We start from the raw sequence: 12,243 nt of genomic DNA on the forward strand, positions 1-12,243 counted from the left end.
TAAAATAGATTGAAGAAACTTGCATAGAAAACAATGGTGGAGTGTAGGGGGTTCGAACCCCTGACCTCAACGCTGCCAGCGTTGCGCTCTCCCAACTGAGCTAACACCCCAAAATCTTAAGGCTAGGATTCTGCCTTGTTATTACTTAAAGGCTTCTGATTGAGTTCATAATAATGTTTCAAATACACATCGTGCATATTCTTTTGGAGTTTTTCGTACCATTGTTCATCATCAAAATCTGGTGTAAAAGCCTCCATAAGAACCACTCGCGCTTTATCTGACTCTATTGACATAGATGAACTATTATATAGCTTACGCATATTAATAAGAACTGCGGGCTGGATTCTAAGTTTAAGCTTTGATGCGAGAATCTTTGCTCCCGATTTAAAAGGTAAAAATTCTTCCCCTCCATCGCTCCTTGTGCCTTCAGGAAAAATGGCAATAAGACGATTTTGAGCAAGCTGTCTTTTTGCTTCTTTAAGTAAAAAGACGATACTTTTTTTATCTTCCCTATCAATGAGTATCATATCTGGAGCTTTGAGTGCGTGCCCATATAAAGGTATTTCCCCAAGCTGTTTTTTAGCCACCCAACACAAATTTGCAGGGTGAAATCCCTCAAAATAAATAATATCTGTTACACTCTGATGATTGACGACAAAAAGTTGTGCATCTTTATCATATTCACCTATACGCTCTACATTCAATCTATTAAATCCAAAAAACCAACGACATTGCTTTCTTGCCCATCTACCATTACGCCAACTACGCGTAAGATAGATTTGGGCAATAATGACGGGAAGATAAATGGCGATGGAGAGAGTGGCAAGAAATGCTCTAATTTTTGCTAACATATTCTTTCCTTATCCAACCTACACGATTTTCTATCATTACTTTATAATAATCTCCATATTCACCAATAATTGCTACTTCTATGGGTGTTTTGACTACTTCCGTAATTGTAGAATTATGCGTAGGAATAATACTAATATTTGCTCCAGCTTGTGCTATACCTGAAACTGCACTAAAAAATATATTATATAGTAATACGAGCACAAGTAAAACAAGAATACTTAGTGTTATTTTGCGTCCTTTTTTAAATACAACCCAAATAATTCCAACAAAAATAATCAATCCACCCACTAAGAGATTCTTAAATATCAAAAACGTATTGCGTGGCTTAATATCTCCGCTCTCATCAATAATATTGCGTGTAAGATTAATCGGCAATGTGATATTTACAAACTGTTTTTGTGTAAGATTAAAATAATCAAATGAAAGACTGCGAATAGATTTATCAAGCACTACATAATAAATGCCATAAGTTACACCATCAACAACCTTACTACTCTCCAAGCCTTGTTTTTGATATTGAGTAAATCTCATCGTATTTAGATTTGCCCCTTTGCTTTCAATCTGGAATATAATAATATTGTTAGCTTCATCATATTCTTTTACACGATAATCAACTACTTCCATTGCATCAGCAATGACATTTACATAAGAAGCATTATGAGAAAGCTCAATAGCTTGTAATTTTGCTCCATTAGCAATGATTTCCTCTTCATAGCTCTTATCATTTGAAATCGCCTTAATACGCAAAGGTGGGAGTGTAACATCTTTACCCATAATTTTATATATGTATGTATTAACTAATACACCATCTATGCCTTGCTGCCAACTTGCACCTTTATTTCTTAACTCTACATTATTCTTTGCAGAAAGGTCTATAAACTCAGCAGAAGCAAGCTTTGCACCAGAAAGTAAAGTAAGGCTATATTTTACTTCTATATCTTGCCCAACATACAAGCCTGTATCTGCACTTGGAAAACTCACATTTATATAAGCAATCTTGGGTTTAGTCGTATCTGCTAACGCATTCAAACATAAACCCATCAATAAAATATAACAAATAATTTTCCACATTTTCATTATTCTCACCTCTTATTTCATCTCTGCAATATGCAAAAGATTATCAAGCATTGCTTTGCCATCACAGCTGCCAAGCATATCTTCAATAGCTCTTTCGGGGTGGGGCATTAAGCCAAAAACATTTTTTTTCTCATTACATATTCCAGCAATAGAATCTACCGAACCATTAGGATTATCTGTGTATTCAAGTAAAATTTGCTCATTTGCCCTAAGTTTTAATAACTCTCTCTCATCAATAAAATAATTTCCATCAGCGTGGGCAATAGGCAATCTTATTTCTTGATTTGGAGCATAGGAACGTAAAAAAGCATTATTTTTGCTTACGATTCTAAGTGATTGCATCTGTGAAATAAAATGTAAATTAATATTGCGTTTTAAAGCACCGGGCAATAATCCTGCCTCGCATAGAATCTGAAAACCATTACAAATACCAAGCACATAGCCACCTTGTAAAGCAAAATCCTTAATCACTCTCATAATAGGTGAAAACTGCGCAATAGCTCCACAACGTAAATAATCCCCATAGCTAAAGCCTCCCGGAATCACAACAAGATGGCAATCTGTTGGCAAACTCTTATCTTGATGCCACACAATATAAGTAACTCCCCCGAATAAAGAAAAGGCATATTGCGTGTCAAACTCACAATTTGTGCCCGGAAATCTAACAATAGCTACACTCATTTAAGAATCTCAATAGAATAATCTTCAATTACTACATTGGCAAGCAAATTCTCACACATACTTTGTGCTAAATTATATGCTTTATCTGCATTATTCTCTTGTATATCTAAAATAATTTCTTTAGAAAGCTTCACACTTTGCAAACTTTCAAATCCGTGAGCACATAATGCGTGAGCAATAGCCTTTGCTTGAGGGTCAAGCACCCCCTCTTTAAGTGAAACAAGAACTTTTACCTTCATTTTTATCCTCTATACTAAAATCCGCCGTAATACTTCTTCATAGGCAACTTTTACGCTGCCTAAATTCTCCCTAAATCTATCTTTATCAAGTTTTTGATTTGTTTGTTTATCCCATAGACGGCAACTATCAGGACTAATTTCATCGGCAAGTATAATATTTCCAGCGCTATCGTGTCCAAATTCAAGCTTAAAATCAACGAGTCGCAAACCTTTTTCATCAAAAAATGCTTTCAAAATTTCATTTATTTGACGTGCTTGGCTCTTAAGTATCTCTAACTGACTTTGCTCCTTTATAATGCCCAAAATCTTACAATGCTCATCATTAATTAATGGGTCGCCAAGTGCATCATCTTTATAATAAAATTCAACAAGCGTCTGGGAAAGAATACTTCCATCGCTTATGCCTAAACGCTTTGTCAGCGAACCTGTAGCAATATTACGCACAACCACTTCAATAGGAATAATAGTTACTTTTTTACACAACATATCACTCATATTAAGACGCTTGATATAATGTGTAGCTATATTATGCCGTGCTAAAAGCTCAAAAAGAACTGAACTAATTTGACAATTTAGCTCACCTTTGCCCGATTCCTTACCTTTTTTTTCTGCGTTAAAAGCTGTTAAGTCATCTTTAAACTCTGCAATTACAATATGTTCATCATCTGTGGCAAAAAGCTTTTTACCCTTCCCTTCATATAGCATTTCTCGTTTTTCCATTGATTTAACTCCCTATTACTTGTTTGGATTTAAAGCACCAATCACACCCCACGCTTTAAGCACATCAATGGCACTTTTAAGTTGAATATCTTGATATATCATTGCTTGGGTAATATTTTTCTTATCATCACTCGCTGTTTCTGTCTTTGTATTTTGTTCATTAACCTTCTCAAGCTCGCCTTGAAGATGTCTTTTTAAATCAGATTCCTTAATGCTAAAACTATTCTCATTCTCTGGTGCTACACCGGGATACACGATGATATCAGGTGTTACGCCCACTGCTTGAATCGTCCTTCCACTTGGTAAATAATATTTAGCAGTAGTGAGTTTTAAGCCTTCATTTTGGTCAAGTTGCATAAATGTCTGCACACTTCCTTTACCAAATGTTTGTTCCCCGATAAGAACGGCACGTTTATGGTCTTGTAATGCACCTGCGACAATCTCACTTGCACTTGCACTTCCACCATTAACAAGCACAACAATAGGCACAGAAGCATAAGGAGCATTTGTTGCTCTATATTCAACGTTGTCATTTTTATTGCGTCCTTTTTGGGTAACAATCACACCATTTTTGATGAATAATCTACTCAAATCAACTGCTTGGTCAAGTGCTCCACCCGGATTATTACGTAAATCAAGCACAATACCTTTTACTTTACCCATTTGTTTGAGCGAGCTTAATACATTCCGCGTTACATTTTTATCAAACGATGCTACACGCACATATGCAAAATCAGTATCTTGAATCTTGCGCACCTTTACAAAATCCATCTTGATAATATCTCTTACAATACTAAAATTTAGAGGTTTTGCTTCACCCTTACGCACAATAGTAAGCTCCACCTTTGTGCGAGGTGTGCCACGCATAAGATTTACTGCATCATCAATACTCATATCAATCGTGCTTTTGTCATTTACCTTCACAATAACATCGCCACTTTTTAACCCTGCCTTGTCTCCGGGTGTGCCATCAACAGGTGCAATAATTGTCAAAGCACCATCTTTTAAGCCCACCGTGATACCAATGCCACCAAACTCACCATCAATATTGGCGCGCAAATCATCAAATTTCTTTTTGTTAAGATAATTTGAATGCGCATCAAGATTGCTTAATAATCCATCTATTGCCTTATTGACAATCTCATCAAGACTTAATTCATCAACATAAGACTCTTCTACTATCGCCATAATGCGACGAAGCTTTTTGAAAGATTCTAGCTTATTGACTTCCTGCACTTTTGGTTTAGCTTTGTGGGTTTCATCAGCTGATAACCCCACAAATAAAGCCGAACTCGCAAGCAAAGAAACAATAATACCTGCTACAACCACGCGCGATTTATTCATCATTGACACTGCCTTTGTGATATAAAATTCTGTAGACATATTTCTTTTAGGTCGCATTTACAAAATGTGCATTCTACCTATAAAAAATATATATTTCTCCAACAAAACAAAAATAAGCAAAATCTGCTCCATTATAGAATCTATTAAAAAATACACAATGATGTGGATTTGATTAAAAACTTATACTATCTGCCCTATCTGTAAAAAAGCGTTGTCTATTCACACCAAGCCTTTGACACGATTGATTCACAAAATTATCATTAATCATTTCCTTATCCCGCACATCACAGAGAAAATTCTGTATCACATTGCGATTAACAAATACAGGTAAATATCCTATGCCTACTCTACTCATAATGCCCAAAAATACGCCTTTCTCATCATAAAATGCTCTTCCATAAGTAAATTCCTCATAAGCATCTCGCTCTATTTCAAAACCATATATTCGTTTTTTTCTTTTATCAAAATCATAATATGTTGCAATTTTTTCAAGCATCAAACTTTGAGGAGTAAAAACATACATACTATCAAGATAGGGATAATATGCTTTGGTATGCGGTGTAATTGCACGATATGAAGCAAATATATCCACACCAAATCGCTTATAGATTCTATCGTGATAATAACTTTTATCACGTGCTTGACAATAACTATCTACAGGTTGAGAGACCTTTAAAAGAGCAAGTCCTAAATCTAAATCAAGTGCCTTAATACTCAGCTGCGAAACACACATCATATTAGCGCTTATATCATCTTGCATTTTGACATATATTTTTTTAGGCATAATTTTGCCATTATAAATAATTTCTGATGAAGTAAGGTACAAACCATTTTTAAGTAATGTTCCCAATCCACGTTTAAAAGAACCATCTGTAAATGAAGTTTCTACAATTCCTGTGCTATAAATCCATTGAGGAAGCAATGGCAATTTTATATCCTGTGGTCGCATTTTATTAGTATTCTTGGATTTTTGCTGCGAATGTGCAGATTGTGATTTTTTTTTATTATCAATATTTTGAGTTTTATCAAGATTCATAAACAACTTTTGAGGACTTTCATACCCATCCATTACTTCCTCCATAGAATCCTCTGAAGCATTAAGTGCGCTCACATAACCTATACATACAATGCCCCATAGAGCGATAAAAATCACACCCTGTTTTAACACCTAGCTTACCTTTTTATTGAAAAATTATTAAACTAATATCGGTAGAATAGCTAGACTTTTTTATGCCAAATACTTTCTTATTGTTTTGCTTTATTTAATGTATGGGGCAATTACTAATTTAAACCTTAAGGAGTTAATGTATGTTTCGCGAAGAACTTAAAGTATACGAGATTAAAGAAGAAGAGTTGGCAAAGCTTAATTACGCCCTCATAAAGGTTGCTACACCAAATGGGGAATCTATTGGCACAATAAAACTTAAACTTTTTGGTAATGCTGCCCCACAGAGTGTTACTAATTTTGCTACTTTAGCCCAAAGTGGATTCTATAATGGGCTTACTTTTCATCGCGTTATCCCGAATTTTGTAGCCCAAGGAGGTTGCCCTGTGGGAAATGGTGTAGGAGGACCGGGCTATCGTATTAAATGTGAATTAAGTAACAATAAACATAAACACATTAAGGGAGCACTCTCTATGGCTCACGCTGGACGAGATACAGGAGGTAGCCAGTTTTTTATCTGTTTTGCACCACAACCTCATCTTGATGGAGAGCATACAATTTTTGGTGGCATTGAGGCACAAGATTCACAAAGTTTCTCTGTGCTAGATAAAATTAAAGAAGGCTCTCTTATAGAATCTATCACTATTTGCGAATCTCTTCAAGATATTACAGACTAAACCAAAAAGAGTAACAATGATAAAGCAGATTTTTCCTCTTGCACTTATTTCAAGTTTGCGTTTTTTTGGACTTTTTATTGTGTTACCCATTATTGGGCTTTACACTGATGAATTTCACACGAGTGCATTTCTTGCTGGAATGGCAGCTGGTGGATATGCACTTACACAAATCATCTTTCAAACACCCTTTGGTGTATGGAGCGATAAATACAATCGCAAACACGTTGTCGGTATTGGCTTGATCATTTTTTTGCTTGGCTCTCTTGTATGTGCATTTTCTAACGATATTACTATGCTTATCATTGGGCGATTTTTACAAGGTGTTGGGGCAATTGGAGGTGTGGTAAGCGCACAAATTGCTGATTTAGTCAAAGAAGAGGAACGCAATAAGGCTATGGCTGTTATGGGAGGAGGTATTTTTATTAGCTTTGTTCTTGCTATGCTTTTAAGCCCTATTATTGCAAGCCATTATGGACTAAACACTCTTTTTTTTATCACAAGTGGGCTTTGTGTGATTTCTCTTATTATCCTTTATTGGAAAGTGCCTGATACACCAAGTGTGAAATACCACTTTCAAGACAATACATTTAATGCCCTGCTCAAAGATAAAAATCTCCTTATTATGAATCTAAGCGCATTTTTGCAAAAGTTTTTAATGATTTTTGCCTTTGTATGCATCAGTCTTGCCCTTACTCACCAGTTTGATATGGCTGAAGAAAAACTATGGTATATTTATGCTCCTGCTGCACTTGTAGGTGTTTTTGCTATGGGACCATCATCAGTTTTTGCACAAAAAAGGGGACAATTCAAAGCCGTGATGCTTTTTGGTATCTTTGCCTTTGTGTTGTCATATTTTTTAATGGCTTTTTCTATTCCACAAGAAAGCATTGTGCTTTTTGCAATTGGTGTATTTATATTTTTCATAGGATTTGCTATCCACGAGCCTATTATGCAATCCCTAGCAAGTCGTTATCCAAAAGCACATCAAAAAGGTGCAGCACTTGGTATTTTTACAACACTTGGCTATGTGGGTTCTGCTCTTGGTGGTATGTGTGGGGGTTGGCTCTATGAAGAAATAGGACTTTTCAAACTTTCGCTTATTATCGCAGTAGTATGTATAATATGGGCAGTATTGCTCATAGTATTTTTGAGTAATCCACGCAATCACAAAAACATTTATCTTCCTCTTGATAACCAGCAATATTCGCTAGAAGCACTTAGCACACTTGATACACTTGAGGGTGTTATTGAATGGTATATCAATCAAAATGAGCATATTGCTATTATCAAATACGATGATACACTCATAAAAAAAGAGCAAATCTTATCTACATTAAACAAAGGCTAAATTATGGACTATGAGAAAATCATCATTGCCTCTGTAATGGGGCTTTACTTATGTTTTTTAATCTATCAAAATAGAGATTACTTCAAAAAACATACTTCAAAAAAAAGTATTATTTTAAAAAATGATAAAAATATAATTGCTAAAAAGGGCACAATGCCTAATAATATAGAATCAGACAAACAAAAAGATAATATTGATGAAGAAAACCCCGATAATGTCATAAGGATAGAAACACTAGATGGAAGTGGAAATTTCATAGAAATCATATTCCCAGAAGAAGATAAAGCTAAAAATAAAAATGACAAATAACCATATCCAAACTAAAAAAGAGAATCTTTCACAAACACCTACAATAAGCAAAAAGATTCTTGGTATTGTTGGGAAAACAAACGCACAATACCAACTCATTAAGGAGGGGGATAAAGTATTATTGGGCTTAAGCGGAGGCAAAGATTCTATTCTGCTTGCTACATTATTATCTTATATGCAAAAACACGCCCCTTTTAAATTTGATTTTAAAGCTATTACAATTGATTATGGCAGAGGTGGCGAATATGAATATATTTTTGAATATTGCGAGAAATTAGGGATTACTTACGAACTCTACCGCACAGATATTTATAAGATATTAGAAGAAAATAAAAGAGAAGGCACAATTTATTGCAGCTTTTGCTCTCGTATGAGACGCGGTGCTTTATATAGTAAGGCATTAGAGGGAGGATTCAATAAGCTTGCCCTTGCACATCATCTTGATGATGCGGCGGAAAGCTTTTTTATGAATCTTACTTATAATGGAGCGATGCGTTCTATGCCACCGACATATCGTGCGCAAAATGGTTTGGAGGTTATCCGTCCTTTAATCTTTGTGCGTGAGCGACAGATTATTGATTTCATTGCAAGTAATCACATTTATATTGCACCTGATTGTAATTGTCCCATTAATTGGTTAGATTCTGATAAAAAGCCTCATAGTAGAGAATCAACAAAACAATTTCTCAAAAATATAGAATCCCAAAACCCAGATTTTTTCAAATCTCTTAAAAATGCTTTTAGCAATATCCACGCAGGAAGCTTTTGCGATAAACGCTATCTTGACACTTGAAAATAACAAACTTTTTAAAGTATTTACAAACAAAATCATTATAGAATCTAATCTCATTACTTAAGGAGTTGAATCTATGGAAAGCATTAAATCAGTTGCTCTTGCAAGAATCTATGAGATACAAGGGCTCAAAGAAGATGCGCTTAAAATTTATCGTGAAATTCTTTTAGCACACCCTGAAAATAAAGAGGCGCAAACGGCAATCAAACGTTTAATGCTTGTTCAAAAACATTTTCCTCCGACAAATCAAATTCAAAAAGAGCTTTTTGTTAATCCTCAATCTCAAGAGGATTCAATTCAATTTCAAAGGTGGCTACTCCAATGGAACTCAAAGATTTAATACTTGAAACCCTCAATGAATTTTCGACAAATGATACACCACAAGAGCACAATCTCACACAGCTTCAGATTATAAATCCAAGTGAAAGCAAAATTGCACCCATTACACCTTCACAGCTCTCTACAATTCAACGACTTCATCAAAGTAACGAATCTCTACGCGAAGAATGTGAATTTTTAGAGTTACTTCAAGAGCGACTTTTAGTGCTTTTTGAAGGCTTGAATGCCCCACAAAATAAAGACATACAATCTCGCCTAAACATCACAATAAATTTCCTTGAATATCAACTTAGCGTTATACAAGAACGGCTAAATGACCTTAAAAAATAACATTTTTCTAGAATCTACCAAAAAATTTGCATTGCTATTAAATTTTCATTTAATATTCTCCCTTACAATGCTTCTTAGCCTTTTGACCCGAATGAGATAGGGCGAGGTGATGGATTAACCCATATGTAAATGCCATCTCAAAAGGAGGTTATCCCCCTCCAACTTCCTCCTTGTTTCCTCAAGGCATTTACCGATAACCAAACCTTTATTGATACCGCTAAAGTCCCCCACTTTAGCGGCGTCTCCTCCATACTAACTTTAAGTAAGTTACAATATTTCCTTTTTAAAGTATCTTTTTATATAGAATCTTGCCTAGATAAAAGCTCTTAAGCTATCTAACAAGTTTTTTATTATACAATCCTCATTTTTAATACCTTAATAGACTACATTACATAAAGGTTTGGACTATGTTAGAAGTTTTAATGATTGAAGATGATGTGGAATTAGCAGAAATTATAACAAGTTATCTCGGGCAATATGATATGAATGTTACCAACTATGATGAACCTTATACGGGTATGAGCGCAGTCAATGCCAAACACTTTGATATTCTCCTTCTTGATTTGACTCTACCTAATCTTGATGGCTTAGAAGTATGCAAGCGTGTAGCAAAGCAAAATAGTATCCCTATTATCGTTTCTTCTGCGCGAAGTGATGTTGATGATAAAGTTGAGGCACTCAAATCTGGAGCTGATGATTATATTTCAAAGCCTTATGACCCAAAAGAGCTTGTTGTGAGAATCCAAACTCTACTTAGACGTTGTAATAAAAAAAGCGTTAAAGAGCAAGATAAAGAAAAAGATAGCGTGTTTAGAATTGATAAGTATAGCCACCAAGTCTTTTTTAAAGAGAAAAAACTTGAACTTACGCGTGCGGAATATGAGATTCTTACATTACTTATTAGTAAAAAGGGGCACGTATTTTCACGCGAAGCCATTGCAATAGAATCTGAATCCATTAACCCTGAAAGCTCCAATAAAAGTATTGATGTCATCATTGGACGCTTACGCTCTAAAATTGAAGAAAATCCAAAAAACCCACAATACATTATCTCTGTGCGTGGTGTGGGCTATAAACTTGAAACATAAAATAGCGAGATTCTATGTTTCAATTTCGGCATTCAATTTTTTTTAAAATTGTCATTTTATTTCTCTGTGCCTTGTTTAGCTTTTTTGCAATTTCTTATTATTTTATTCAAGACCATATTGAAAATGAGAATCTCCTCTCTGAATTTCGTTACAAACAATTTACAGCCACAATTAATGAAATTATGCAATATGGTGGAAATCTCAATATTATCAAGCAATATCTTCAAAGTATGCAATTTGTCCCCGCAGAAGAAGAAAAAATCAAAGAAGTTCTTCAAGAAGTAGGTAAACTTCCAGATAACTTTAGTGGAGTATTCGCAAAGGCAATTAATACACAAAATGGTATTTATATTCTTCTTGAAAGCCATAATGAAACTATCCTTTATAAGGATAATTCACGAAAGCTTTATGAAGATTTTTATGTAATTACTCTCATTGGCATTATATTGCTTACTTTTGTATTTTTTATCGTGCTTAAAAGCCTTATGCCCCTTAAGATTCTTAAAAGTCAAGTCAAACTATTTGCAGAAGGTAATTTCAATACTCAATATGAGCAAAACACCAAAGATGAAATTGGGGAACTTTATCACGAATTTTACAAAGCCTCAAACAAAATTAAATCCCTTAATGAATCCCGCAGTCTCCTTTTGCGCTCAATTATGCACGAACTTAAAACTCCCATTACCAAAGGACGCATTGTTGCAGAAATGGTGCAAGATTCTACACATAAACAACAGCTTTGCTCGGCATTTACACGCCTTAATGAGCTTATAAATGAATTTGCAAAGCTTGAACAAATTACTTCTAAAAACTATCATCTTAACAAACAAGAATTTCTGCTCCAAGATCTCATCAGTCATACAGAAGATATGCTCCTTATTGATGAATCTAGCCCTATCACACTGAGTTCGCCTCACGCCCTTATTAAAGCGGATTTTGATTTATTTGTTATTGCGCTTAAAAACCTCCTTGATAATGCTATTAAATACAGCAATGATGGTAAAGTATCAGTATATACAAAGAATGATAGACTTTACACGAGCTCTAAAGGTGAGCCGCTCCAATATGAGCTTAAAGCCTATTTTAAGCCTTATTTTAAAAATCATAAAAACCCTTCATCACAAGGCTTTGGACTTGGTATGTATATCATTAAAAATACCCTTGATAATCAAGGTTTTAACCTAAGTTATAAACACAAAAATGGTTATAATATTTTTATTATTCATCATTGCGTAGTTGAAAACTATTGTCTTGTTGATAAAAAACCAAAATAGAGGAGAA

15 protein-coding genes and 1 tRNA gene are annotated in these 12,243 nt (G+C 34.7%); 8 read left to right on the forward strand and 8 right to left on the reverse strand.

All coding sequences use genetic code 11. The features are described 5' to 3' along the window. Nucleotides 1-34 precede the first annotated feature (34 nt). From LS66_RS05235 to LS66_RS05270, 8 genes are all read right to left on the reverse strand, one after another. A tRNA-Ala gene (locus tag LS66_RS05235) sits at nucleotides 35-110 on the reverse strand. A 12-nt stretch (nucleotides 111-122) separates the two neighbouring features. After that, nucleotides 123-851, reverse strand: coding sequence for a lysophospholipid acyltransferase family protein (locus tag LS66_RS05240; protein ID WP_034366111.1), 729 nt, complete (start codon nucleotides 849-851; stop codon nucleotides 123-125). Then, nucleotides 835-1,929, reverse strand: coding sequence for a hypothetical protein (locus LS66_RS05245; protein WP_011116462.1), 1,095 nt, complete (start codon nucleotides 1,927-1,929; stop codon nucleotides 835-837). The genes LS66_RS05240 and LS66_RS05245 overlap by 17 nt, the downstream gene beginning before the upstream one ends. Before the next feature lie 12 nt (nucleotides 1,930-1,941). After that, on the reverse strand, nucleotides 1,942-2,610 hold the full coding sequence (purQ, locus tag LS66_RS05250) for a phosphoribosylformylglycinamidine synthase subunit PurQ (protein WP_034366113.1): 669 nt from the start codon (nucleotides 2,608-2,610) through the stop codon (nucleotides 1,942-1,944). After that, a complete protein-coding gene (gene purS / locus LS66_RS05255) occupies nucleotides 2,607-2,849 on the reverse strand; it encodes a phosphoribosylformylglycinamidine synthase subunit PurS (RefSeq protein WP_011116460.1) in 243 nt (80 codons plus the stop codon). Before purS ends, purQ begins: the two co-directional genes overlap by 4 nt. A gap of 9 nt (nucleotides 2,850-2,858) precedes the next feature. Next, nucleotides 2,859-3,569, reverse strand: a complete 711-nt coding sequence (purC, locus tag LS66_RS05260; RefSeq protein WP_034366116.1) for a phosphoribosylaminoimidazolesuccinocarboxamide synthase — start codon at nucleotides 3,567-3,569, stop codon at nucleotides 2,859-2,861. Nucleotides 3,570-3,584: 15 nt separating this feature from the next. Further along, nucleotides 3,585-4,916 (reverse strand): S41 family peptidase, encoded by a 1,332-nt coding sequence (locus LS66_RS05265; RefSeq protein ID WP_034366118.1) that lies wholly within the window; start codon nucleotides 4,914-4,916, stop codon nucleotides 3,585-3,587. Between the two features lie 169 nt (nucleotides 4,917-5,085). Beyond that, the gene (locus LS66_RS05270) at nucleotides 5,086-6,081 is read right to left on the reverse strand and encodes a hypothetical protein (protein ID WP_226989487.1); all 996 of its coding nucleotides are present in this window, start codon (nucleotides 6,079-6,081) and stop codon (nucleotides 5,086-5,088) included. Nucleotides 6,082-6,221: 140 nt separating this feature from the next. Between LS66_RS05270 and LS66_RS05275 the strand changes: the two genes are divergently transcribed. The 8 genes from LS66_RS05275 to LS66_RS05310 all read left to right on the forward strand — a co-directional run bounded on the left by LS66_RS05275 (nucleotide 6,222) and on the right by LS66_RS05310 (nucleotide 12,236). Further along, the gene (locus tag LS66_RS05275) at nucleotides 6,222-6,755 is read left to right on the forward strand and encodes a peptidylprolyl isomerase (RefSeq protein WP_011116455.1); all 534 of its coding nucleotides are present in this window, start codon (nucleotides 6,222-6,224) and stop codon (nucleotides 6,753-6,755) included. 16 nt (nucleotides 6,756-6,771) lie between these two features. Further along, complete coding sequence (locus LS66_RS05280; RefSeq protein ID WP_011116454.1) at nucleotides 6,772-8,103, forward strand: MFS transporter; 1,332 nt, start codon at nucleotides 6,772-6,774, stop codon at nucleotides 8,101-8,103. Between the two features lie 3 nt (nucleotides 8,104-8,106). Continuing rightward, a complete protein-coding gene (locus tag LS66_RS05285; RefSeq protein ID WP_052057249.1) occupies nucleotides 8,107-8,412 on the forward strand; it encodes a hypothetical protein in 306 nt (101 codons plus the stop codon). After that, nucleotides 8,402-9,205 (forward strand): ATP-binding protein, encoded by an 804-nt coding sequence (locus LS66_RS05290; protein WP_052057250.1) that lies wholly within the window; start codon nucleotides 8,402-8,404, stop codon nucleotides 9,203-9,205. The genes LS66_RS05285 and LS66_RS05290 overlap by 11 nt, the downstream gene beginning before the upstream one ends. 76 nt (nucleotides 9,206-9,281) lie before the next feature. Then, nucleotides 9,282-9,545 (forward strand): tol-pal system YbgF family protein, encoded by a 264-nt coding sequence (locus LS66_RS05295; protein ID WP_011116451.1) that lies wholly within the window; start codon nucleotides 9,282-9,284, stop codon nucleotides 9,543-9,545. Next, a complete protein-coding gene (locus LS66_RS05300; protein WP_034364777.1) occupies nucleotides 9,527-9,874 on the forward strand; it encodes a hypothetical protein in 348 nt (115 codons plus the stop codon). Before LS66_RS05295 ends, LS66_RS05300 begins: the two co-directional genes overlap by 19 nt. 407 nt (nucleotides 9,875-10,281) lie before the next feature. Further along, nucleotides 10,282-10,962, forward strand: coding sequence for a response regulator transcription factor (locus LS66_RS05305; RefSeq protein ID WP_034364779.1), 681 nt, complete (start codon nucleotides 10,282-10,284; stop codon nucleotides 10,960-10,962). Nucleotides 10,963-10,976: 14 nt separating this feature from the next. Further along, complete coding sequence (locus LS66_RS05310) at nucleotides 10,977-12,236, forward strand: ArsS family sensor histidine kinase (RefSeq protein ID WP_034364782.1); 1,260 nt, start codon at nucleotides 10,977-10,979, stop codon at nucleotides 12,234-12,236. Nucleotides 12,237-12,243 lie beyond the last annotated feature (7 nt).

The sequence above is a fragment of the Helicobacter sp. MIT 03-1614 genome (assembly GCF_000762925.2).
GTDB lineage: Bacteria > Campylobacterota > Campylobacteria > Campylobacterales > Helicobacteraceae > Helicobacter_C > Helicobacter_C hepaticus.